Origin of the sequence: Mesorhizobium qingshengii, from assembly GCF_900103325.1 — a bacterium.
Taxonomy (GTDB): domain Bacteria; phylum Pseudomonadota; class Alphaproteobacteria; order Rhizobiales; family Rhizobiaceae; genus Mesorhizobium; species Mesorhizobium qingshengii.
In genome coordinates this window covers 108,225-130,279 of sequence record NZ_FMXM01000018.1, presented here as the reverse complement: position 1 = coordinate 130,279, position 22,055 = coordinate 108,225, and the positions used below count along the sequence as shown (strand labels likewise).

Here is a 22,055-nt window from a genome sequence, read left to right as displayed (position 1 = left end):
TCTTGTGCGAAAATCGGGTCCCACTTTTCGTTGGCGCGGTCCTTCGGTTCGGGATCATGGTCTGGTTCTGTGCAATCTTGGTGCCGCCGCCAGCAGCGCCTTGCCGATGGCCGATCGCGGCGCGTCGATGACGGCTCGGGCATCGCCGCTCTCGGCAATCCGCCCGGCATCGAGGAGGATGACGCGGTGGGCGACAGCCCGGACCACGCCGAGATCATGCGAAATGAAGAGATAGGCGATCCGTTCCTGGCGTTGCAGGTCAAGCAAAAGGTGGAGGATCTGCCCGCGCACCGAAACGTCGAGGGCAGACACCGCCTCGTCGAGTACGATCAGCGACGGTTTCGTGGCGATGGCGCGAGCGATGGCGACGCGCTGCCGCTGGCCACCGGAGATTTCATGGATGGCGCGCGATGCAAGCTCCGCCGCCAGTCCGACGCGCTCCAGCAAGGCGGCGATGCGGCGCGGGCGCTCGGAGCGCGAGGCGATGCCATGGATGCGCAAGGGATCGTCGAGCACGCGCGCCACGGTGGCGCGCGGGTTGAAGGCGGCAAGCGGATCCTGGAACACCGTCTGCAGACGCGCGCGGCGCGCACGCAAGCTGGCGCCACTCAAGGCGAGGAAATCATTGTCTTCGAATTCGATGCGTCCGGCGTCCGGCTCGATCAATCGCAGCACCAGTCGCGCGATCGTCGACTTGCCGCTGCCGGAGGGCCCGGCCAGTGCCAGCGTCTCGCCGGGATCGATATGAAAGGAGACGTCGTCGACGGCGGCGATGCTCTTGCCGCCGCGAGGGTATCGTTTGGTGAGATTGGAAACCGTGAGCAGGCTCATGTGGCGAGACCGCTTCGGTTCAACAACGGTTCGGCGTCGAGACCGATATGGGCGTCGAGCAGCGCGCGTGTGTAAGGCTGGGCTGGGGCGTCGACAATCCGCGCCGTCGCGCCAAGCTCGACCAACTGGCCGTGGCGGAACACGGCGATGCGCTCGGCAAGCTCGGCCGCCAGTGCGATGTCGTGGCTGATGAACAGCAGCGTCATGCCGTCTTCGGCCACCAGCCGCCGGATCAAGGTGACGATCTCGGCCTGCACGATGGTGTCGAGCGCGGAGGTCGCCTCGTCGGCGATCAGCAATTTCGGGCCGGCCGCAATCGCGGCGGCGATCGCCACACGCTGTTTCTGGCCGCCGGAGAGCTGATGCGGGAAGGCCAGCAGGGCAGAGTCCGGGTCCGGCAGGCGGACGCGCTCCAGCAAGTTTTTTGCCTTCGCGTACGCCTGCGGCCATGTGAGGCCGAGATGGGTGCGCGCGACCTCGGCGATCTGTTGGCCGATCGGCATCACCGGATCGAGGCTGGCGGAGGGATCCTGGAAGACGAAGCCGATGTCGCGGCCGCCGAGGGGTACTCGGCCGAGGCCGGGCCACTCGATCCACACATCGATCCGAGATGGAGCCGGCAACAGCCCGGCAATGGCCAGCGCCAGCGTGCTCTTGCCCGAACCGCTTTCGCCGATGATGGCGAGGCGCTCACCAGCGGCGATATCGAGGCTGATATTTTTCAGTGCCGCCACTTCGGTGCCGTCGCGGCGGTAGGTCACCGTTAGGTCGCGGATCGAAGCCAGAACGGTCACGACAGGCCTCTTCTCACGGCCGTTGTCTCGACGACGCCCTCACCAGCGAGATAGACGCCCAGTACAGTCAGCACCAGTGCAATGCCCGGGACGATCGACAGGAAGGGGGCGGTGCGCAGCACGGCGCGGCCTTCAGCGATCATGCCGCCCCAGGTGACCCGGTTGGGGTCACCCAAGCCGAGAAAGGACAAGGCCGCTTCGGTGAGGATCGCGGCGGCGACGATCACCGAAGACATCGCAAGCACTGGCGGCAACGCATTGGGCAGCACCTCGCGAAAGGCGATCGCCAGCGGATGCATGCCGACGGCGCGGGCGCTGGCAACATAATCGCGCTCACGGATGGAGAGCACTTCCGCGCGGGCGACTCGAGCAGGCCCTGTCCAGGTGCCAAGCGCGATAGCAATCACCACGATGCCGAGCGACGGCCCGACAACGCTGACGAAGGCCAGCGCCAGCAGGAAGCTCGGCACGGTCTGGAAGGCCTCGGTGATGCGCATCAGCACCTCGTCGACGAGGCCGTCGGCAAAGCCGGCCAGCGTACCGACCACAGAGCCGACGACGAGCGCCGCCGCTGCTGCCGCCAGCCCGACGGCCAGCGAAGTGCGGGCGCCGTGGAAAAGCTCGGCCAGCACGTCGCGGCCGAGCCGATCGGTGCCGAGCGGCAGCGACCAGTCCTGAAATGGCGGCAAAAGTGCGGGACCGGCGATCGCTTGCGGGTCGCCGGGAAACAGCAGCGATGCCGACAGCGCCATGGCGATCAGTGCCGCCAGGATGATGGCGCCCGCAACTGCCTCGGGCGTGCGCAGAAAGCGGCGGAAGCGGCTCATGCATCGGCCTCGCCGGCGCCGACGCGCGGATCGAGAAAGGCATAGGCGATGTCGACGAGCAGGTTGATGACGACGACCAGCACGGCACTGACGAGGATGATGCCGAGCAGCAAGGGCGTGTCGCGCGCGGCCACCGCTTCCTGCGCCAGCCGGCCGAGGCCGGGCACGGAAAAGACACTCTCGATGACGACGCTGCCGCCAAGCATCTGCGCCGACTGCAAGCCGAGCATGGTGACCAGCGGCAGCAGTGCGTTGCGGGCGACGTGGGCGAGCACGATGCGGCGGCGCGAAAGCCCCTTGGCGCGGGCGGCCAGCACAAAATCCTGCCGCCAGACCTCGGCCATGCCGGCTCGCATCATGCGCAGATAGAGCGCCAGGTAGATGAAACCGAGCGCCGCCACCGGCAGGATGAGATGGATGGCGATGTCGGCGGCGCGGTCGAGGCCGGTCTTGTCGGAAGCCAGGGTTTCGATGCCGCCGATCGGCAGCCAGCGCAGGTCGACGGCAAAGACGACGATCAGCACCAGGCCGAGCCAAAAGCCCGGTACGGCATAAAGCGCCAGCGAGCCGATCGACAGGACGCGGTCACGGACGCTGCCGGGTCTGGCGCCGGCATAGATGCCGAGTGCCGAGCCCAGCCCGAAGGAAAGCGCTGTGGCGCTGACCATCAACAGCAGCGTGTTGGGCAGCCGTTCAAGGATCACGTCGCGGATCGGCCTCGAGAACGTCACCGACTGACCGAGATCGAGGTGCAGCAGCGCCCAGAGATAGTTGGCCAGCCGTGTCAGTTCCGACTGGTCGAGGCCCCAGCGGTGGCGCAACAGCTCGATCATGCCGGCGTCGCCGCCGGTCGAGACGATATAGGCGTCGACGGCATCGCCGGGTGCGGCTTCGAGCAGCAGGAAGGTGCCGATGACGACGATCAGCAACACGAAGACGCTGCCGATGAGGCGGCGACGGAGGAGGATGAGGGCGCGGGTCATGCCACTTTCACCCTCCCCCTTGTGGGGAGGGTCGATCCGCGAAGCGGGGGGGGGTGGGGGTCTTCAGGTCTTCGCCACTACCCCCACCCCGCCGAACAGTTGCCGCTTCGCGGCACCCATTCGTCGACCCTCCCCACAAGGGGGAGGGTGAACCCGGCGGAGATGTCCGGCAGGACAGAGGCGAGTGCGAGGGAACTCTCATTATCGAACCTGAGCACCCGGATAAACGATCTGCAAGCCTGGAGAGGTCAGCCCGCCAGATAGGTGTCCGCCCAGTTAGACACCGCCCAGCGCGGATTGTTGGCGATATTGCCCACGGTGTCACGAGCGACGCTGATGAAACTCCACTCGGCGACGTTGATCAGCGGCAGGTCAGCGGCGACCTCCTTCTGGAACTCCTTGTAGAGATCGGTGCGGGCAGATGTGTCGAGCGTTTCCGATGCCTTGGCGATCAGCGCGTCGAGCGCATCGTTCTTGTAGCCGCCCTGGTTGGAGAAGGGCACGCCGTCGGGAATGCCGCTCTGCACCAGGATTGTGGTCGAGATCGCCGGATCGCCGCGGAACACCGGCGGGCCGACGGCAAGGTCGAAGGCGTGGTCGGTGTAGACGGCCTTGATGTGCGCGGCCGAGTCGTTGTTGACCAGTTGCGCGTCGATGCCGATGGCGGCGAGCGCCTGGCGCAGATAGCCGCCGAACTGCTTGGTCTCGTTGAAATAGGGCGCCGGCAAAAGTTTCAGCGTGAAGCGCTTGCCGTCCGGGCCTTTTTTGTACCCGGCTTCGTCGAGCAGCGCGTTGGCCTTGGCGACGTCGAATGGATAGGTCGGCACGTCGGCGGTGTAGAACTGCGGATCGTTCTTAGGCACCGGGCCCGTGGCGGTGGCGGCATAACCGAGGAACACCGTCTTGACGACGAATTCCTTGTCGATGGCGTGCGCGATCGCCTGGCGCACCTTGAGGTCGGCCAGTTCCTTGCGGCGATGATTGATCTCGACGACCAGCTGATAAGTGAGCCCTTCATAACCCTTGGAGATCACTTTCAGGCCGGGCACCTTGGAGATTCGGTCGAGATCGGCAAGCGGCACGGCAGAGAAAGCCGCGAGCTGGATTTCTTCTGCTTCGAGCGCGCTCGCCGCCGACGTGCGGTCGGGCAGCACCTGATAGATGATCTCGTCGAGATAGGGCTCGTCCTTGCCCCAATAATCGGTGTTCTTCGTCAGCCGGTAATACTGGCCGGCCTTGTATTCGCCGAATTTGAACGGCCCGGTGCCGATGGGGGCGTTGTTGGCCGGGTTGTCCTCGATCTTGCCGACCTCGTAGATGTGCTTCGGCACCACGCTGCTCAGCGCTGGCAGCGCGTTGCGGATCAACTGGAACGGTGTCGGCTTGGCGAATTTGAACACAGCGGTGAGATCGTCAGGGGTGTCGACGCTAGCCAGATCCTTGAAAACGGTGCGGCCGAGATTCTGCAGCGGCTTCCAGATCTGCAGCGCCGAGAAGGCGACGTCGGCCGACGTGAACGGCTTGCCGTCATGCCATTTGACGCCGTCGCGCAGTTTGAACGTCACCGAGAGGCCGTCGGCGGCACCCTCCCAGCTCAGCGCCAGTCGCGGCGCGAGCCCGTCCTTGCCGTCGAAGGAGGCTTCGGCCAGCGTTTCGACGATCTTGCTGGAGATGAAAAAGACACCGTTGGAGGCGACAATCGCCGGGTTGAGGTTGCGCGGCTCGGAATCGGCGGCGAGCACCAGCCGCCCACCCTTCTTCGGCGTTTGCGCCCAGCCGATATCAGGCATGGCGGTGGAGGCCAGCAGCATCGCCGAGCCAGCAAGCATCGTGCGTCTGGAAATATTGAAACCTGACATGATCGAACTCCGTCCTCTCCGCAACCCGACCGGGTGCGCCAATACCCCTCGGATGCCCGCGAGCCAGCCTGCATCCTAGCGGTCACGATTATGAGCCTTGCCGAGGGTTTCGCCAGAGACGGAATTGGCGCATCCTCGCTTGGCTTTGAAATTTCCGTCCGCTGGACCAGTTTGGACGAAGCGGTTCAATTCGATCAATCTGGTAGGACCAGATTTGTTGGATTGGCGACGGATAGTGCCAGGGTGACGTCAGTCGGGGCTGTTTTTCCTATTCCTGGATAGACCAGAGTGGGCAAAATAGTGCAGACTTGACCCACAACCGAGGGATCGGGAGCAGAACAGCCGGCGATCCCAGGCAATTCAGGGAGAGAGAGATGAACGTTGCTCCGGGCAAGAATGCCGCCGGCAATATCCCGTTCGACCAGGCAAGGGTCGACCGGCTGATGGAGGAGGCCGGCATCGATGTGCTGCTCGCCACCTCCAAGCACAACACGCAATATCTGCTTGGCGGCTACAAGTTCATCTTCTTCGCCGCGATGGATGCGATCGGCCACAGCCGTTATCTGCCCGTCGTCATCTATGAGAAGGGCGGGCCCGATCATGCCGCCTATATCGGCAACCGCATGGAAGGCGGCGAGCACCAGAACAATCCGTTCTGGACGCCGACGCTGCACGCCGCCTGCTGGGGTACGCTCGATGCCGCCAACCTCGCGGTCGAGCACCTGCGGAAGATCGGCAAGGCTGGCGCCCGCATCGGCATCGAGCCGGGCTTCCTGCCGTCGGACGCCTTTGCGCTGATCCGCAAGGCGCTGCCGGATGCCAAGCTGATCGATGCGACGGCCATGCTGGAAAGCATGCGCGCCATCAAGACCGATGCGGAGCTTGAGAAGCTGCGCACGGCCTCCGAACTGATCACCGATTCCATGCTGGCAACCATTGCCTGGGCACGTGAAGGCACGACCAAGACCGAGATCATCGAGCAGTTGCGGCGTGAGGAAACCAATCGCGGCGCGCATTTCGAATATTGCCTGCTGACGCTGGGCTCCAGCCACAACCGCGCCGCCTCGCCGCAAGCCTGGAAGAAGGGCGAGGTGCTATCGATCGATTCCGGCGGCAACTATCATGGCTATATCGGCGACCTCTGCCGGATGGGTATTCTCGGCGAACCGGATGCCGAACTCGAGGACCTGCTGGCCGAGGTCGAAACAGTGCAGCAGGCGGCCTTTTCGAAGGTGAAGGCGGGCACGCTGGGCGGCGACATGATTGCTCACGCCGAGGGCGTGCTGAAGAAATCCAAGGTCGCGCCCTACACGGATTTCTTCGCCCACGGCATGGGGCTGATCACGCACGAAGCGCCATTCCTGATGACCAATCATCCAGTGACCTATGAAGGCACCTACGCGGCAAAGCCGCTGGAAAAAAACATGGTGCTGTCGATCGAGACGACGATGCTCCACCCGACGCGCGGCTTCATCAAGCTGGAAGACACGGTTGCGGTGACCGACGCTGGTTATGTGATGTTCGGTGACCGGGGCCGAGGGTGGAACAGAGGTGGGGCCTGAACCCGCGAACCACAGGCGCTGCCCTCATCCGCCTGCCGGCACCTTCTCCCCGTAGAACGGGGAGAAGCGAGCACCTCCTATTTGCTTCCCGCCGGGATCAGCCTGAAATCCGGCAGTTCCCGCAACACCAGTTCGGGTCCGGCCGGCGAATAGACGACGAAGAGCTGCATCGGTCCGTCGCCGGTGTTGAGCGTGGAGTGGAAGCGGCTTTCCGGCACGTAGATAGTGCAGCCGGGACCGACCTTCTCGACCACCGGATTGCCCTTCTCGTCCTCGACCATCTGTTCGCCGTTGCCGGAGATGACGAAGATGATCTCCTCAGCGCCTGGATGATTGTGGCGGGTGTGGCCCTTGCCTGACGGCAGGTCGACCACGCCGCCGGAAAAGCGCGTCGCGCCATTCACCTCGGGCGCCACGGTCAGCGCCAGCATGCCCCAGTCGAAACCGAAGGCGCTCACGTCCTTCGGATAGACAAACATTTTGCTCCTGTCGGTCATCTCTCATCCCTTCTTTTTCTTCTGGTTATGCAGCGTGACGGCCTTGAAATCAGCCGTCTGCCTGGCGATCGCGGCTTCCGCTGGCAACCGTTCCATCGAGCTGGCGCCATAGAAGCCGTGCAGGCCCTTGCAGCGGTCGAGGATATAGCGGGCGTCGTCCGGCATCGAGATCGGCCCGCCATGGCAAAGCAGGATGACATCCTTGCGCACCGAACGCGCGGCGGCGGCAATGGCGTCGATCTCGACGACGCAGTCGTCAAGCGACTTGGCCGAGGTGGCGCCGATCGAGCCGCCGGTCGTCACGCCCATATGAGCGACGACGATGTCGGCGCCGGCCTTGGTCATGGCGCGGGCCTCGTCCGGGTTGAAGACATAGGGCGTCGTCAGCAGGTCGAGCTTGTGCGCCTCGGCGATCATGTCGACCTCGAGCCCGAAGCCCATGCCGGTTTCCTCGAAGCTCCGCCGCATGTTGCCGTCGAACAGGCCGATGGTGGGGAAATTCTGCACGCCGGAAAAACCCATCCTCTTCAGTTCGGCCAGGAACAGCGGCATGATGACGAACGGATCGGTGCCGTTGACGCCGGCCAGCACCGGCGTGTGTCTGACCACCGGCAACACCTCATAGGCCATTTCCTTGACGATCTCGTTGGCGTTGCCATAGGCGAGCAGGCCGGCGGCCGAGCCGCGCCCGGCCATCCGGTAGCGGCCGGAATTGTAGATGATGATGAGGTCGATGCCGCCGGCTTCCTCGGCTTTCGCCGACAGGCCGGTGCCGGCGCCGCCGCCGACGATCGGCACGCCCTTGTCGATCATTCCCCTGAATTTCTTCAGTATATCCTTGCGCGGTATGGCGGGCATGTCTGGCCTCTCACTGTCTGGCGATGTCGAGGAAGGCGGCGGTTGCCGCCTCGGCGAATTCGGGATCGTTGATGTGCAGTGGCAAACGCGTCACGCGGCGCCTGCCATTCGGCCTGATGGTGCGCTCTATGGCCTCAAACAGAACGGCGTCGGCTTCGGGATCGAAGAAGGCGCCCCCTTCGATGTCGAGCGCCGAGACGCCTTTTTCCGGAATGAGGAAATGCACCGGTCCCTCGCAGGGGGCGAGCCTGGCGCCGATCCATTCGCCGATCTGGCGGCATTCGTCCGCTGTGGTGCGCATCAGCGTGACATTCGGATTGTGCTCGTAGAACAGCCGTCCGCGATAGCGTTCCGGAATGGTCGACGGCGCCCAGAAATTGACCATGTCGAGTGCCCCGACCGAACCGACATAGGGCAGGCCGGTGCGGGCGATCGCACCGAAGCGATCCTCTGTCGCCGGCAGCACCCCGCCAAACAGGAGATCGCAGACTTCCGTTGTGGTGATGTCGATGACGCCGGACAGCAGGCCGCTGTCGGCCAGCTTCTCCATGCTGCGGCCGCCAGTGCCGGTGGCATGGAAGACCATGCAGTCATAGGTCGAACGAAGCTGGTCGGCGATGGCGGTCACGCAAGGCGTGGTGACGCCGAACATGGTGAGCCCGATCGACGGCCTGCCGTCGGGTGGCGGCGCTGGTCTGGCCGCCATGCCTGAAATCGCCTGGGCGGCATTGTGCAACACGACACGGGAAAGCCGGTTCAGTCCGGCCATGTCGGTCACCGATGGCATCATGATAATGTCGGAGACGTCGACAAAGGGTGCGGTGTCGCCCGAAGCGAGGGTCGAGACCATGATCTTCGGGAGGCCGAGCGGCAGCGCGCGCATGCCCGACGTGATGATCGAGGTGCCACCGCCGCCGCCAATGCCGATCATGGCGGCGATGTCGTTCCTCGATTGGGCAAAGCGGGCGAAGGCGATGCCCATCGCCGCGACCGCGGCGCCGCGATCATTGCCGCCGAGCACGGCTTTGCTCCCGCCGGGGTGATGGTTGGCAATTTCCCGCGCGGTGATGTCGACGGGGATGGTTGCGCCGCGCGTTCCGACATCGATGCGGGACACAGCGGCACCCGTGGCGGCGATGGCATCGGCCAGGAAGGCGAGTTCCTCGCCCTTGGTGTCAGCCGTGCCCACCACATAGATGCGTTTCATTGCGTTCCCCAATCCAGGCGGGCTTGGCGTCACCGCCTGCCGCTCTTTTGCCCGCCCGTCGACCACCCGAAGGCCATTGCAATTTTTTGAGACGCGCGTATCGTATTGACATGGATGTCTCACGTCAACAAGCCGCGGTGAGCGACGACACCGCCGAGGGAGCCGAGCGTGGACCCCGCGCGCGGACCAAACGGCTGATGCTGGAGACGGCGACGAGGCTGATGCAGGCCGGCGTCACGCCGTCGGTCAGTGAGGTGGCGGAAGCCGCGGAAGTTTCCCGCGCGACCGCCTACCGCTATTTTCCGAGCCAGGCCGCACTGGTGCAGGCCGTCGTCGACGAGGGGCTGGGGCCAATCCTGACCTGGCAATCGACCTCCGCCGATGCCGAGCGTCGGGTCGCCGACCTGTTCGACACGGCCATGCCGCGCATCGAGGCGTTCGAGGCGACATTCAAGGCGGCGCTGAAGCTGTCGCTCGATCAGTGGGCGAGGCGCCAGGCCGGCACGCTGGGTGGCGAGCCGGCCTTCACGCGCGGCCACCGCGTCCAGTTGCTGAAAGAAGCGATCGCGCCGCTCAAGGGCCGCTTGCCACCGCGCGATTTCAAGCGGCTGGCGCAGGCGCTGTCGCTGATCTTCGGCGTCGAGGTGCTGATCGTGCTCAAGGATATCTGGGGACTGGACAGCCGCAGCATGATGTCGGTCGCGCAATGGGCGGCCGCGACGCTGGTGCGCGCTGCGATCACGGAATCGACCGGCGAAGGAAACAGCGCGGATCCAATGGCAGTCGTGAAATAGCATCTATCTGGTTAGACCAGATTTGCGTGTTGACTACTGATATTAACCGCAGTGCGGGGTGCCGGACAACACCTCCACGTATCACTGAGTAGGAAAATCATGGGAAAACAGGCAGATAAAGCCGGAATCCGGTAGCAACGGACAGTTCAAGCTGCCAAGAAAGGGCTTGACGTGCATGCGAAATTGGTAATACCAGATCAAGGAAGAAAAGCGGATCGAAAGTGAGGGCTGCGATCCATTTTCCGGCAGGGCGAGGAGGCCCGGAACCGGAAGAGCGCGATCACGGGAGGAACTACCGGAGCCGGCCCCGTTGCCGGCTCGCATGACAGGGTAGAATGCGCACAAGGGAGGAAATCATTATGCGCAAGTTAGTGACCAGCGTGCTTGCTGGTATCGGCTTAACGCTTGCCTGCGGAACGTCCGTCTACGCGCAGGAAAAGTCACTCACCATCTTCTGGGCGGAATGGGATCCGGCCAACTATTTGCAGGAACTCGGCAACGAGTACGAGAAGGAAACCGGCGTCAAGATCACGGTGGAAACCACACCTTGGTCCGACTTCCAGACCAAGGCCTTCACCGAGTTCAACGCCCATGGCGACGCCTACGATCTGGTCGTCGGCGACTCGCAATGGCTCGGCGCCGGCTCGACCGGCGGCCACTATGTCGACCTCACCGACTTCTTCAACAAGTACAAGCTGAAAGACGTGATGGCGCCGGCGACGGTGAAATACTACGCCGAATATCCCGGCAACAGCGGCAAATACTGGGCCATTCCGCTCGAAGGCGACGCCGTCGGCTGGTCCTATCGCAAGGACTGGTTCGAGGATCCCAAGGAGAAGGAAGCCTTCAAGGCCAAGTACGGCTACGACCTCGATGTGCCGAAGGATTTCAAGGCGCTGCGCGACATCGCCGAGTTCTTCTACCGGCCGGACCAGAAGAAATACGGCATCGCCATCTATACCGACAATTCCTATGACGCGATGGCGATGGGCTTCGAGAACGCGCTGTTCTCCTATGGCGGCGAGCTTGGTGACTATTCGACCTACAAGGTCGACGGCTTCATCAACTCCGACAAGGCGGTGGCGGCACTCGACGCCTACAAGGAGCTCTACAAGTTCACGCCTCCGGGCTGGGCCAAGTCGTTCTTCGTCGAGGACAACCAGGCGATCACCGAAAACCTGGCCGCGATGAGCATGAACTACTTCGCGTTCTTCCCCTCGCTCATCAACGAGGCGTCGAACCCGAACGCCAAGAACACCGGCTTCTTCGCCAATCCTCCCGGCCCCGGTGGCGACCAGTTCGCCGCGCTCGGCGGGCAAGGTATCTCCATCGTCTCCTACTCGCAGAAGCAGGACGAGGCGATGAAGTTCCTGGAATGGTTCATCAAGGACGAGACCCAGAAGAAGTGGGCGGCACTTGGCGGCTACACCTGTAGTGCCGCCGTGCTGAAGTCGCCGGAATTCCAGAACGCCACGCCCTACAACAAGGCCTTCTACGAGACCATGTTCAAGGTGAAGGACTTCTGGGCGGTGCCGGAATACGCCGAACTGCTGCAGCAGCTCAACCAGCGCGTCTATCCCTACATGATCGGCGGCGAAGGCACCGCCAAGGAAACGCTGGACGCTTTGGCCGCCGACTGGAACGCGACCTTCAAGAAGTACGGCCGCGGTCAGTAACAATCATGGCTCACGGAGGGGGCATCGGTGCCTCCTCCGTTTCTTTTTCTGCAAACGGGAGCAGGGTCTTGGCGACCACGATGATCACCACACTGGACAGGTCTTCAAGAGCGGCCGCGCGCGGCCTCAGCGACATTTCGATCCGCAACCTCTTCATCATCCCGACGGTCCTGTTCCTGATCGTCTTCAACATCTTTCCGCTGATCTATTCGCTCGGCTATTCCTTCACCGACTTTCGCGCGTCGACCAACGCGCCGGCGAATTTCGTCGGGCTGCAGAACTATCGCGACCTGCTCAACGATCCCTATGTGTGGTCCAACTTCGCCATCACCGCGAAGTACGTCATCATCTCGGTCGCAGGACAGTTGCTTGTCGGGTTCGGCGTGGCGATGCTGCTCAACCGCGACATTCCGATGAAGGGGTTGCTGACGACGCTGCTTCTGCTGCCGATGATGCTGTCGATGGCCGTCGTCGGCCTGTTCTGGAAGCTGCTTTACGACCCGTCCTTCGGCATCATCAACTATGCGCTCGGCCTCGGGACCTTCGAATGGCTGTCGGATCCGAAGATGGCACTCTATGCCGTTGCGCTGACCGACATCTGGATGTGGTCGCCCTTCGTCATGCTGTTGTCGCTGGCCGGCCTGTCGGCGGTGCCGAAGCATCTCTACGAGGCCGCCGCGATCGATCGCGCCGGGCCGTTCTACACCTTCTTCCGCATCACGCTGCCGCTGGTCGCGCCGATCCTGATGATCGCCGTCATCTTCCGCACCATGGAAGCGTTCAAGACCTTCGATCTCGCCTACATCCTGACCAGCCAGCCGACGGCCGAGCTGATCTCGATCCGGCTCTACAAGATGGCATTCCAGGAATGGCAGACCGGGCGCTCCTGCGCGCTGGCCTACATCGTGCTGATCATGGTGCTGGCGATCACCAACATCTACGTCAAATACCTCAACAAGGTGAAGGAGCGCTGAGATGGCCGCCGTCCGCACTTCTTCCGAAATCGGCTTCAATCGCGTCGCCATCATCGCCGTGCTGGTGGTGACGATCATCTTCCTGGCGCCGATCTACTGGATCGCCTCGACGGCGTTCAAGCCGCGCAACCTTGCCACCACCATCCCGCCGACGGTCGTCTTCCAGCCTGAAATATCGCCTTTCGTGAAGCTGTTCACCAAGCGCTCGCAAATGCGCAGCCCGCCGTCGCCGGAAGAGTATGCGGCGGCTCCGTGGTGGGAGCGCGTCGTCTTTGATGGCGGCGAAAAGATCGTGCGCGACGGCAAGGGCCAGGTGCAGTGGTCGGGATATCCGAGCCGCTTCCTGAACTCGCTGATCATCGCCATCACCTCGACGGTGCTGGCGGTCGGCATGGGAACGTTCACCGCCTATGGCTTCTCGCGCTTCAAGGTGAAGGGCGAGGCGGACCTTTTGTTCTTCATCCTGTCGACGCGCATGCTGCCGCCGGTGGTGGTGGCGATCCCGATGTTCCTGATGTACCGGGCGGTCGGCCTCAACGATTCCCATGTCGGCCTGATCATCCTCTACACTGCCTTCAACCTGTCTTTCTCGGTGTGGCTGATGAAGGGCTTCATGGACGAGATCCCGAAGGAATATGAGGAGGCTGCCCTCGTCGATGGCTACACGCGCATGGAGGCCTTCTTCAAGATCGTGCTGCCGGAGGCCGCCACCGGCATCGCCGCCACCGCCGTGTTCTGCTTCATCACGGCATGGAACGAATATGCCTTCGCGCTGATCATGACCAACCGCCGCGCCCAGACCGCGCCACCCTTCATCCCCAGCCAGGTCGGCTCCGGCCTGCCGGACTGGACGGTGATCGCCGCCGGAACCTTCCTGTTCCTGCTGCCGGTCGCGATCTTCACCTTCCTGCTCCGCAACCATCTGTTGCGCGGCATGTCCTTCGGAGCGATCCGCAAATGAGCTTTCGCGCCATCAACCAGAAATACCTGGAACCCGGATCGCAGATTCTAATGGTGCTCGGCATTGTCGCACTCTGCCAGCCCTGGAACATGTTGCTGCACACATATGGCCTGACCATCATCCTGATCGGGCTGATCGGCTTCAACATCACGTCGAAGATCGCACCGGAAGAAAAAGCAGGCACGGGACAGATGCGAAATCGGGGAGCACAGCATTGACCCAGATCGAGCTTCGCGGTGTCCAGAAATTCTTCGGCGCCGTCCAGGTCATCAAGGACCTGAACCTCAAGATCAGCGACAACGAGTTCATCGTGCTGCTCGGCCAGTCTGGCTGCGGCAAGACGACGACGTTGCGCGCCATCGCCGGGCTGGAGACGATCGACGAGGGGGACATCCTCATCGACGGCAAACCCATCCAGCATCTGAAGGCCGCCGATCGCGACATCGCCATGGTCTTCCAGTCGTTTTCGCTCTACCCGCATATGAGCGTCTACGAGAACATCGCCTTCCCCTTGCGCGCCACGCGCAAGAGCAAAAGCGAGATCGACCAGGAAGTGCGCTCGGTCGCCAAGACGCTGCAGATATCGGACCTGCTCGGCAAGAAACCGTCCGCGCTTTCAGGCGGCGACATGCAGCGCGTCGCCATCGGCCGCGCGCTGGTGCGGCGGCCGAAAGCGATGCTGATGGACGAGCCGATCGGCGCGCTCGACGCCAAGCTGCGCGAGGAGATGCGGGCCGAGATCAAGCGGCTGCACATCAAGCAGGGTTCGACCACCATCTATGTCACCCACGACCAGATCGAGGCGATGAGCCTCGCCGACCGCATCGTCATCATGCATGAAGGCGTGCTGCAGCAGGTCGGCTCGCCGGACGAGGTGTATTCGCATCCGGCCAATCTGTTCGTGGCGCAATTCGTAGGCAGCCCGGTGATGAACGTCGCCGACGCGGCGGTCGCCGAAACGGCTTCGTCGGTCTCGGTGACGGTCGGTGAAGCTGCCGCCGGCTTCGAGTTCCCGCGGGCGCTGCTGTCGAAGCTCAACGGCCATGCCGGTGGCCAGCTGGCGCTCGGCATCCGGCCGGAGGGCGTTCTCATTCGCCACGATGCGGCGGAAGGGTTCCTGCCGGTCGAGACGCAGATCGTCGAGCCGCTCGGCTCCTTCGACATCGTCGACCTCAAGGTCGGCTCCAAGATGCTGCGCGCGCGCACCAAGAGCGGCTTCGTCAGCGGTCCCGGCGAGAAGGTGTTCGCCAGGATCGATCCGGCCCAGGCGCATTTCTTCGACACGGCAAGCGGCAAGTCGCTGGGGGTGAGACTGTGACGGCCGAAGGCCGCCAAAAGCCAACGATCTGGCTTTTCGAACAGTCGAATGCCCGGAGCCATAGCGAAGGGCAGGCCGCCCTCGAACAGAATCGAGACAACTGATCATGGCCCATATCCAGCTCAAGAACATCTCGAAGACATTCGGAAATCATACCGCGCTGACCGGGCTCGATCTCGACATCGCCGATGGCGAATTCTTCGTGCTGCTGGGCGAGACGGGCGCCGGCAAGACGACGACGCTGCGGCTGATCGCCGGCCTCGAGAAGCCTAGCGAAGGCCAGGTCTTCATCGATGGCGTCGACGTCGCCGACTGGGGGGCGGCAGAGCGCGACGTGGCGCTGGTGCTGCAGCAATACTCGCTCTATCCACGTTACACGGTGCGGGAAAACCTCGAGTTCCCGCTGAAGCCGAAGATCCGCCGGCTGCCCGACGCCGAGATCAAGGACCGCGTCGACCGCGCCGCCCGCACGTTGAGGATCGAGCATCTGCTTGACCGCAAGACCGACCGGCTGTCCGGCGGCGAGATGCAGCGCGTCTCCATCGGCCGAGCCATCGTGCGCAAGCCGCGTGTGTTCCTGATGGACGAGCCGCTGTCGGCGCTCGACGCGAAGCTGCGCGAGGCGCTGCGCACGGAATTGAAGAACCTGCAGATGCAGCTCGGCGCCACCTTCCTGTTCGTCACCCACGACCAGATCGAGGCGATGTCGATGGGCGACAAGGTCGGCGTGCTCAACCACGGCCGCATCGTCCAGACCGGCACGCCGCACGAAATCTACAACAATCCGCGCGACACCTATGTGGCGAGCTTCGTCGGCTCGCCGCCGATGAACCTCATCGACGGCAGGCTGGTGAATGGCCGCGCGGTGATGGCACCGCTGAACTTCGAACTGCCTTTTTCAGGGGGAGCCAAGGCGAGCGGCGCGACCGATGGTCGCCCGCTCGTCTTCGGCGTTCGTCCCGAGGACGTCTATCTCGAGAGCGGCGCGCCGGTCGAGGCGCGTGTCCACGACGTCGAGAACCATGGCGTCGAGAAGATCCTGACGCTGCGCGTCGGCGACGCGATGCTGCGCGCCACGGTGCCAGCCAGGACCGATGTCGCCATCGAGCAGGCTGTGCGCTTTGCCTGGAACCCGGACAAGGTGGTGCTGTTCGACAAAGGCAGTGGTGTCAGCTTGCGGCACGCCGGGTAGGTCGCCACGGATTGACCGGGTCGGAGTGAACTCCGCCTGGCTCAATTGGCCTGACGGATGTCAGCCTGTTCTTCGGCGCGCAGGTGGCTGGGTGCCGATCCGATGACGCGCTTGAAGGCGCGGCTGAAGGCGGCGTCCGATTCATAGCCAAGGCGCGCGGCAACGACTGATATTTTCATCCGGTCGCGGACCAGCCACTGCCTCGCCTGGTGCATCCTGACCTGGGTGACATATCTTGCCGGCGTTTCGCCGACGATGGTGGCGAAACGCTCGGCAAAGCCCGAGCGCGAGGCGCCCATCATCTTGGCCAGCGACTCGACTGTCCAGTCATGGTCCGGCTCGAGATGGATGGCAGCCAGCACGCGACCGATGTCGCGATCCCTGACCGCCGCGATCCAGCCGGACGAGTCACCGCAGCCACGTTCGACCCATGAGCGGATGACGGTGGCGGCCAGCACATCGGCCAGCCGCGCCAGAATGCCGCCGGAGCCGACGCGCTCCATCGTGACTTCGCGCGCCATCGCCTCCAGCAGATGTGGAATGCCGGGTTCGTAGGCTTCCAGTTCATGCGTGCGCATCACATCCGGCATCATGCCGAGCAGGGGATGCAGGCCGTCGAGGTTGAAATACATGCTGGCGCAGAACAGCAGTGTTCCCGGCTGGCAATCCTTGTCGCACATCTCCGCATTCGACGTGCAGAAGACATCCTTGCAGACCTCCTCGCGCTTGTAACTGTGAATTGGCCAGGCCTGCGCGCCGGGTTCGCTGGCCAGCACATGAGCAGCGCCTCGCGGCAACAGCACGGCATCGCCGGCATTGAGCTCAATCCATTCGCCGGACGGCTGCTTCAGCCAGCACCCTCTGCGGCCAACGAAATGAAACCGGGCGGCGGGATGAGCCGGGAACTGGATGCCCCAGGGCTCTTTCAGTTCGCAGCGGCCATACTCGACACCGTCGAGACGCAGCCCGCGCAGAATGTCCGTCAACGGGTCGCCAGTGACCGGAATTTTGGACGAACGGTCAAACATAATGGGGTTTCTAGCATGGAAACTCCAAGTCGTCACTCCCTATGTTGCAGTGCAGCCAAATGTTGCGCCGCAAACAAATCGAGACCGGCCACGGTGCCAGGCCGCGAGGGCAAGGCATGTAACGGGTGGAGCCCCGGATCGGTCATTGCCTATGTGGCGCTGAAAACAGATCGGAGACTGACCATGGCCGAACCCGCGACAGGCGTCATCGACGCCACACTTCTGAACCCTGCGGAACCAGACGAACGAACCGAGCCGGCATGGGGTGCGGTTGTATCTCTTGCACTTGGTGTTTTCGGCCTCGTCACGGCGGAATTCCTGCCCGCCAGCCTGCTGACGCCGATGGCGCGCGATCTCGGCGTCACTGAGGGCGTGGCCGGACAAGCGGTGACGGCAACCGCGATCGTCGGCGCCATTGCCGCGCCCACCATGGCCATCATCACCAGGCGGATGGACCGCAGGCTGGTGATGTGGATGCTGACGGTGTTCCTGATCCTGTCGAACCTCCTGGCCACCTTTGCCTCGTCGCTCGCCATGCTTCTGCTTGCCCGCGTCGTGCTCGGCGTGGCGCTCGGCGGCTTCTGGGCGATGTCGGCGGCGATGGCGTTGCGGCTGGTGCCGATGCGGCTGATGCCGCGCGCCATGTCGATCATCCTGACCGGTGTTTCTGTGGCCACCGTCTGCGCGGCGCCGATCGGTGCCTATGTCGGCGACATCTGGGGCTGGCGCACGGCGTTCATGATCGCCACCGTCGTCGGTGCGCTGGCGCTGCTGGTGCAACTGGCCACCATTCCGAAGCTGCCGCCCGTGGGCGTGGCGAGCTTCCGCACCTTGCTCGATGTGCTCGAGCGCCCGTCGATCAGGGTGGCGCTGCTGGTCGTGCTGCTGGTTGCCTCGGGACACTTTGCCGGCTTCACCTATGTCCGTCCGTTCCTCGAGAAGGTCCCCGTGCTCGATATCGAGACGATCTCGCTCGTGCTGCTGGCCTACGGCATTGGTGGCTTCTTCGGCAACGTCGCCGGCGGCATCCTGGCCGAGCGCAACCTCAAGGCAGCCGTTGCGCTGGCACCGTTGCTGATTAGCCTTGCGGCCGCCTCGATGCTGGTCTTCGGCGCCTCGCCGACGATCGCGGCCGCTGCTGTCGCGGCCTGGGGCTTTGCCTTCGGCGCAGTGCCGGTCGGGCTGCAGAGCTGGCTGGTGCGGGCCGCGCCCGACCAGGCCGAAAGCGCCGGCGGACTGATGGTGGCGACCTTCCAGGTGGCGATTGCGCTCGGCGCCGTGTTCGGCGGCCTGCTGGTCGACCATGCCGGTGTGGCCAGCGCGTTTGCCTATTGCGGCACTGCGACCTTACTGGCGGCGATCGTGGTGTTCCTGCGCGGTCCGAAGCAGGCTGAATAGTCTCCGCCAACAGCCATCCCTGACTTGCGCAGCGGCCCGAGAACCATCACGGCCTTCGGGTCGCTGCCGTTGTGATGGCAGCGACGAGCGAACTCAAACCGCGCGGCCGTCGAAGTCGAAGACCTGCAAGGTGGAAGGGTCGAGATCGGCGACGCAGTGGATGTTGACATAGGCACTGCGCTCGCCGCCTTCGCGGACATCCTCGGCGAAGGGATGGATTCCGCAGGTCCGGCAGAAGCGGTGTGCGATGGCGTGACCGCCAAATGTGTAGATGCCCAAATCATCGCCCCAGGCCAGAACCCGCAGCGTGTGGTGCGGGATGGCACACAACAGCGCGCCCTTGCGCGAGCAGATCGAGCAATTGCAGCGCACGGTGCCGGTCAGCTCAGCCTTGAACTCGAAGGCGACCTTGCCGCAGTGACAGCTGCCTTTGTAGAGCATCGGGTTATTCCCTCCATCCGGCAGGGGTGCAAAACCGCCTGCGCCGGGTTAAGTCTCGGCAAGCCATGCAGTGGCTTCCACCCTTAAGACGTTCAACACGTCCGGAGTCCGACACCGACAATGCAACCCGTCCGTGATCATCTGGAAATCATCCTCGCGCGCCTCGCCGCCCGCGCCGGGGAAGAGCGCGTGTTCACCAAAATCTACGCGGAGCCCGCGCGGGCGGCGGCTGACGCCAGCGATGCCCGCAAGCGGGCAGGTGTGACGCTCGGGCCGCTCGACGGGACCATTGTTTCGATCAAGGATCTGTTCGATGTCGCCGGCGAACCAACCACGGCCGGCTCGCTGATGCTCAGGACCGCGACGTCCGTGCTGCGCGACGCCGCCATCGTCAACCGGCTGCGGCGGGCCGGCGCGGTGATCATCGGCAAGACCAACATGACCGAATTCGCCTTCACCGCGATCGGCGACAACCAGCATTACGGCACGCCCGGCAACGCGGCGGATGCCAGCCGCGTTCCGGGCGGTTCCTCCTCGGGCGCCGGCGTTTCAGTGGGCGAGGGGACGAGCGAAATATCCATCGGTTCCGACACCGGCGGTTCGGTGCGTATCCCGGCGTCGCTCAACGGTGTGGTCGGCTTCAAGCCGACGGCGCGGCGGGTGCCGCTTACCGGCGCCTTCCCGTTGTCCGCCACACTGGACTCGATCGGTCCGCTTGCCCGAACCGTCGCCCAGTGTGCTGTCGCCGACGCAGTGATGGCCGGCGAGGTGCCGACCGCGCTGGCGCCGATTCCGCTTGCCGGATTTCGCGTCGGCATTCCGCGGGGCGTTCTTTTCGGAGACACGGAAGGCGAGGTTGCGGCAGCATTCGAGCGCTGTCTCGGCAAGGTCGAACTGGCCGGTGCTCGGGTCACGGACCTGTCGATAGACGATCTGCTTGCCGATATGCGCGCGGCGACCAAGCGTGGCTCGATCGCCGCCATGGAAGGGGCCGAAGTGCATGCCGACTGGCTGGCGACAGGGGCATCAGTGCCGGTCGACCCGCATGTCAGCGGACCTTTGTCGCGGGCGGCCATGCTGTCGGCGCCGGTCTATATCAGGGCAATGCGGCGCCGTGCCGCGCTCGCCGCCGCCATGGATGAGAGGCTGGCATCGGTCGATGTGCTGGCGCTGCCAACCACGCCGGTGACGGCGCCGACCATCGTTTCCATGGCCGAGGATACCGAACTGCGTGATCGCACCGAAGGCCTGCTCTTGCGCAACACTCAGGTCGCCAACCAGTTCGATCTCTGCGCGATCTCGCTGCCGATGCCTGATATGGCGCTGCCGGTCGGATTGATGCTGGTCGGGCGCAACGGCCATGACCGGCGTTTGATGCGGATTGCCGCAGAAGTGGAGAGGCTGCTGGGCGGTTGATCGGCAGTGAACCGCGAACTGCGGATCAGTGCGACGAACAGTGCTTGCGTTCGCTGTCCATGGCGGTGCGCACGATGCGGGTCGCGACCAGCCAGGGCAGGCTGTAATCCTTGCCGGTGATGGTCTGGGTGCGCTGCTCGATCGAGCCCCTGACGACGATCTTTCCGGCATAAAGCACGTCGGACTGATCGGTTATAGCCTTGTCGGCCTGCGGCAATCCGCTGATGTCGATAGAAACACCCTTGATGACCGTGCCGGTGGCGAGATCAAGCGCGCTGTTCGACGGGCAGGGCGCCTTGAAGCAACGCAGCCCATTGTCGCAATAGACATAGCTGCTCTCGGCCACGGCGAATGCCGGCAAGGTGCTCATAGACGAAGCTGCGGCAATCAGAAATGCGAGGCGAAGACCGGACATGGCTGCAACGTCGCGGAGAATTGGGGCGAAACCGCGATGCACTATCTGTTGGCCGGGAACCGCCGCCGGTAATGATCGACCACTTCCGGATTGCGCAGATTGACCGGCAGTTTATTGGCCAGCACGAGCAAGGCCTCGCCCGCCGCGCCGACGCCCATGCGCATCATCGATTCCTCGGTGATCCCCGCCATATGCGGGGTGATGATGACATTGTCGAAGCCGAAATAGGGATGATTTGACGGCAGCGGCTGCGTCGAAAACACGTCGAGGGCGGCGCCGCCGATGCGGCGTTTCCGCAGTGCCTCGATCAGCGCGTCGTCATCGACGACCGGTCCGCGCGAAACGTTGATCAGCAGCGCGTTGGGTTTCATACGCGCGATGCGTTCGCGGCTGATCAGGCCGCGAGTCTCCGGCGTCAGCGGGCAACACAGGACGATGATGTCGCTTTGTTCGACCAGCGCATCGATCGACAGGAAGCCGACCTTCTCAGGCGCCGGCTGCATGCTGCGCGTCGTTGCCACCACCTTCAGGTCGAAGCCGTGCGCCGCGATATGGCCGACGGCCTGTCCGACGGCGCCAAGGCCGACAATGCCGATGGTCTTGCCGGCAAGCTCGCTGTTGGAATTGGCGTGCTCGCGGCCTGCGAGCCAGCCTTTCGTGCGCAGGTCGCGGTCGACGACGCGGAAGTTGCGCAGTAAGGCAAGGGCCGCAAACATGACGTGTTCGGCAACCGAGCGGGCATTGACCGCCGGCACATTGGCTACCAGCACGCCGGCCGCGAAAGCTGCTTCCATCGGGATCATGTCGAGCCCGGCGCCATGGCGGATCGCGGCCCGCAGCTTCACTGCACCCTCGAACAATGCCGGCGGCAGGGGTGCGCGCACGATGACGATGTCGGCATTCTTCGCCTCGGCGGCAAGCGTGCCAGGATCGAGGGCGGAAGCAACCACAAGCTCACCGGCGCCGGCCAGCATCGCCGAGGCGCGCAGATGCAGCGGATGAGTCGACAGGATCCTTGGCACGG

Annotated in this window: 22 protein-coding genes; 10 read left to right on the top strand and 12 right to left on the bottom strand. The window is 63.9% G+C overall.

Features of this window, described 5'->3' with window-relative positions; all coding sequences use genetic code 11:
• Window positions 1-54 precede the first annotated feature (54 nt).
• The 5 genes from BLS48_RS24920 to BLS48_RS24900 form a co-directional block, all read right to left on the bottom strand.
• A complete protein-coding gene (locus BLS48_RS24920; RefSeq protein WP_091583505.1) occupies window positions 55-831 on the bottom strand; it encodes an ATP-binding cassette domain-containing protein in 777 nt (258 codons plus the stop codon).
• Window positions 828-1,625 carry an ABC transporter ATP-binding protein gene (locus tag BLS48_RS24915; protein WP_167365236.1) on the bottom strand — a complete coding sequence of 266 codons (798 nt, stop codon included), beginning with the start codon at window positions 1,623-1,625 and terminating at the stop codon, window positions 828-830. Before BLS48_RS24915 ends, BLS48_RS24920 begins: the two co-directional genes overlap by 4 nt.
• Entirely contained in the window at window positions 1,622-2,452 is an 831-nt protein-coding gene (locus BLS48_RS24910) for an ABC transporter permease (protein ID WP_091583502.1), read from the bottom strand. The genes BLS48_RS24915 and BLS48_RS24910 overlap by 4 nt, the downstream gene beginning before the upstream one ends.
• The gene (locus tag BLS48_RS24905) at window positions 2,449-3,435 is read right to left on the bottom strand and encodes an ABC transporter permease (RefSeq protein WP_091583499.1); all 987 of its coding nucleotides are present in this window, start codon (window positions 3,433-3,435) and stop codon (window positions 2,449-2,451) included. The genes BLS48_RS24910 and BLS48_RS24905 overlap by 4 nt, the downstream gene beginning before the upstream one ends.
• Before the next feature lie 248 nt (window positions 3,436-3,683).
• Window positions 3,684-5,294, bottom strand: coding sequence for an ABC transporter substrate-binding protein (locus BLS48_RS24900; protein WP_091583496.1), 1,611 nt, complete (start codon window positions 5,292-5,294; stop codon window positions 3,684-3,686).
• 374 nt (window positions 5,295-5,668) lie between these two features.
• Here BLS48_RS24900 and BLS48_RS24895 point away from each other — a divergent pair, with 374 nt between their 5' ends.
• Complete coding sequence (locus BLS48_RS24895; RefSeq protein WP_091583493.1) at window positions 5,669-6,856, top strand: M24 family metallopeptidase; 1,188 nt, start codon at window positions 5,669-5,671, stop codon at window positions 6,854-6,856.
• Window positions 6,857-6,933: 77 nt separating this feature from the next.
• Here the strand turns inward: BLS48_RS24895 and BLS48_RS24890 are convergent, their stop codons facing one another.
• Genes BLS48_RS24890 through BLS48_RS24880 form a run of 3 tightly spaced genes read right to left on the bottom strand, consistent with a single transcriptional unit; the run spans window position 6,934 to window position 9,418 of the window.
• Window positions 6,934-7,353, bottom strand: a complete 420-nt coding sequence (locus BLS48_RS24890) for a cupin domain-containing protein (protein WP_091583490.1) — start codon at window positions 7,351-7,353, stop codon at window positions 6,934-6,936.
• A 3-nt stretch (window positions 7,354-7,356) separates the two neighbouring features.
• Window positions 7,357-8,211, bottom strand: coding sequence for a phosphoenolpyruvate hydrolase family protein (locus tag BLS48_RS24885; RefSeq protein WP_091583488.1), 855 nt, complete (start codon window positions 8,209-8,211; stop codon window positions 7,357-7,359).
• Between the two features lie 10 nt (window positions 8,212-8,221).
• Window positions 8,222-9,418 (bottom strand): Tm-1-like ATP-binding domain-containing protein, encoded by a 1,197-nt coding sequence (locus BLS48_RS24880; protein ID WP_091583485.1) that lies wholly within the window; start codon window positions 9,416-9,418, stop codon window positions 8,222-8,224.
• 110 nt (window positions 9,419-9,528) lie between these two features.
• Between BLS48_RS24880 and BLS48_RS24875 the strand changes: the two genes are divergently transcribed.
• From BLS48_RS24875 to BLS48_RS24845, 7 genes are all read left to right on the top strand, one after another.
• Complete coding sequence (locus tag BLS48_RS24875) at window positions 9,529-10,212, top strand: TetR/AcrR family transcriptional regulator (protein ID WP_091583482.1); 684 nt, start codon at window positions 9,529-9,531, stop codon at window positions 10,210-10,212.
• A 359-nt stretch (window positions 10,213-10,571) separates the two neighbouring features.
• Window positions 10,572-11,888, top strand: coding sequence for an ABC transporter substrate-binding protein (locus tag BLS48_RS24870; protein ID WP_091583479.1), 1,317 nt, complete (start codon window positions 10,572-10,574; stop codon window positions 11,886-11,888).
• A gap of 68 nt (window positions 11,889-11,956) precedes the next feature.
• Window positions 11,957-12,862 (top strand): carbohydrate ABC transporter permease, encoded by a 906-nt coding sequence (locus tag BLS48_RS24865; RefSeq protein WP_091583477.1) that lies wholly within the window; start codon window positions 11,957-11,959, stop codon window positions 12,860-12,862.
• A 1-nt stretch (window position 12,863) separates the two neighbouring features.
• Window positions 12,864-13,823 (top strand): carbohydrate ABC transporter permease, encoded by a 960-nt coding sequence (locus tag BLS48_RS24860; protein WP_091583474.1) that lies wholly within the window; start codon window positions 12,864-12,866, stop codon window positions 13,821-13,823.
• Entirely contained in the window at window positions 13,820-14,041 is a 222-nt protein-coding gene (locus tag BLS48_RS24855; protein ID WP_091583470.1) for a hypothetical protein, read from the top strand. The genes BLS48_RS24860 and BLS48_RS24855 overlap by 4 nt, the downstream gene beginning before the upstream one ends.
• On the top strand, window positions 14,038-15,141 hold the full coding sequence (locus BLS48_RS24850; protein WP_091583467.1) for an ABC transporter ATP-binding protein: 1,104 nt from the start codon (window positions 14,038-14,040) through the stop codon (window positions 15,139-15,141). The genes BLS48_RS24855 and BLS48_RS24850 overlap by 4 nt, the downstream gene beginning before the upstream one ends.
• Window positions 15,142-15,247: 106 nt before the next feature.
• Window positions 15,248-16,333 carry an ABC transporter ATP-binding protein gene (locus BLS48_RS24845; RefSeq protein ID WP_091583464.1) on the top strand — a complete coding sequence of 362 codons (1,086 nt, stop codon included), beginning with the start codon at window positions 15,248-15,250 and terminating at the stop codon, window positions 16,331-16,333.
• Window positions 16,334-16,374: 41 nt separating this feature from the next.
• Here BLS48_RS24845 and BLS48_RS24840 read toward each other — a convergent pair whose 3' ends face one another.
• A complete protein-coding gene (locus BLS48_RS24840; RefSeq protein ID WP_091583461.1) occupies window positions 16,375-17,361 on the bottom strand; it encodes an AraC family transcriptional regulator in 987 nt (328 codons plus the stop codon).
• A 183-nt stretch (window positions 17,362-17,544) separates the two neighbouring features.
• On the opposite strand from BLS48_RS24840, the gene BLS48_RS24835 reads away from it, so the two are divergent.
• Window positions 17,545-18,759 (top strand): MFS transporter, encoded by a 1,215-nt coding sequence (locus BLS48_RS24835; RefSeq protein WP_091583459.1) that lies wholly within the window; start codon window positions 17,545-17,547, stop codon window positions 18,757-18,759.
• A 93-nt stretch (window positions 18,760-18,852) separates the two neighbouring features.
• On the opposite strand, the gene BLS48_RS24830 is transcribed toward BLS48_RS24835, so the two are convergent.
• The gene (locus BLS48_RS24830; RefSeq protein WP_091583456.1) at window positions 18,853-19,200 is read right to left on the bottom strand and encodes a GFA family protein; all 348 of its coding nucleotides are present in this window, start codon (window positions 19,198-19,200) and stop codon (window positions 18,853-18,855) included.
• Between the two features lie 120 nt (window positions 19,201-19,320).
• On the opposite strand from BLS48_RS24830, the gene BLS48_RS24825 reads away from it, so the two are divergent.
• Window positions 19,321-20,616, top strand: a complete 1,296-nt coding sequence (locus tag BLS48_RS24825; protein ID WP_091583453.1) for an amidase — start codon at window positions 19,321-19,323, stop codon at window positions 20,614-20,616.
• 25 nt (window positions 20,617-20,641) lie between these two features.
• Here the strand turns inward: BLS48_RS24825 and BLS48_RS24820 are convergent, their stop codons facing one another.
• Window positions 20,642-20,986, bottom strand: a complete 345-nt coding sequence (locus tag BLS48_RS24820) for a hypothetical protein (RefSeq protein WP_244529851.1) — start codon at window positions 20,984-20,986, stop codon at window positions 20,642-20,644.
• Between the two features lie 86 nt (window positions 20,987-21,072).
• Window positions 21,073-22,053 carry a hydroxyacid dehydrogenase gene (locus BLS48_RS24815; RefSeq protein WP_091583448.1) on the bottom strand — a complete coding sequence of 327 codons (981 nt, stop codon included), beginning with the start codon at window positions 22,051-22,053 and terminating at the stop codon, window positions 21,073-21,075.
• Window positions 22,054-22,055 lie beyond the last annotated feature (2 nt).

What these genes read in the sequence shown, in the direction of transcription:
- BLS48_RS24920 (WP_091583505.1), bottom strand. Translation starts at nt 831, where the DNA reads ATGAGCCTGCTCACGGTTTCCAATCTCACCAAACGATACCCTCGCGGC.
- BLS48_RS24910 (WP_091583502.1), bottom strand. Translation starts at nt 2,452, where the DNA reads ATGAGCCGCTTCCGCCGCTTTCTGCGCACGCCCGAGGCAGTTGCGGGC.
- BLS48_RS24905 (WP_091583499.1), bottom strand. Translation starts at nt 3,435, where the DNA reads ATGACCCGCGCCCTCATCCTCCTCCGTCGCCGCCTCATCGGCAGCGTC.
- BLS48_RS24900 (WP_091583496.1), bottom strand. Translation starts at nt 5,294, where the DNA reads ATGTCAGGTTTCAATATTTCCAGACGCACGATGCTTGCTGGCTCGGCG.
- BLS48_RS24895 (WP_091583493.1), top strand. Translation starts at nt 5,669, where the DNA reads ATGAACGTTGCTCCGGGCAAGAATGCCGCCGGCAATATCCCGTTCGAC.
- BLS48_RS24890 (WP_091583490.1), bottom strand. Translation starts at nt 7,353, where the DNA reads ATGACCGACAGGAGCAAAATGTTTGTCTATCCGAAGGACGTGAGCGCC.
- BLS48_RS24885 (WP_091583488.1), bottom strand. Translation starts at nt 8,211, where the DNA reads ATGCCCGCCATACCGCGCAAGGATATACTGAAGAAATTCAGGGGAATG.
- BLS48_RS24880 (WP_091583485.1), bottom strand. Translation starts at nt 9,418, where the DNA reads ATGAAACGCATCTATGTGGTGGGCACGGCTGACACCAAGGGCGAGGAA.
- BLS48_RS24875 (WP_091583482.1), top strand. Translation starts at nt 9,529, where the DNA reads ATGGATGTCTCACGTCAACAAGCCGCGGTGAGCGACGACACCGCCGAG.
- BLS48_RS24870 (WP_091583479.1), top strand. Translation starts at nt 10,572, where the DNA reads ATGCGCAAGTTAGTGACCAGCGTGCTTGCTGGTATCGGCTTAACGCTT.
- BLS48_RS24860 (WP_091583474.1), top strand. Translation starts at nt 12,864, where the DNA reads ATGGCCGCCGTCCGCACTTCTTCCGAAATCGGCTTCAATCGCGTCGCC.
- BLS48_RS24855 (WP_091583470.1), top strand. Translation starts at nt 13,820, where the DNA reads ATGAGCTTTCGCGCCATCAACCAGAAATACCTGGAACCCGGATCGCAG.
- BLS48_RS24845 (WP_091583464.1), top strand. Translation starts at nt 15,248, where the DNA reads ATGGCCCATATCCAGCTCAAGAACATCTCGAAGACATTCGGAAATCAT.
- BLS48_RS24840 (WP_091583461.1), bottom strand. Translation starts at nt 17,361, where the DNA reads ATGTTTGACCGTTCGTCCAAAATTCCGGTCACTGGCGACCCGTTGACG.
- BLS48_RS24835 (WP_091583459.1), top strand. Translation starts at nt 17,545, where the DNA reads ATGGCCGAACCCGCGACAGGCGTCATCGACGCCACACTTCTGAACCCT.
- BLS48_RS24830 (WP_091583456.1), bottom strand. Translation starts at nt 19,200, where the DNA reads ATGCTCTACAAAGGCAGCTGTCACTGCGGCAAGGTCGCCTTCGAGTTC.
- BLS48_RS24825 (WP_091583453.1), top strand. Translation starts at nt 19,321, where the DNA reads ATGCAACCCGTCCGTGATCATCTGGAAATCATCCTCGCGCGCCTCGCC.
- BLS48_RS24820 (WP_244529851.1), bottom strand. Translation starts at nt 20,986, where the DNA reads ATGAGCACCTTGCCGGCATTCGCCGTGGCCGAGAGCAGCTATGTCTAT.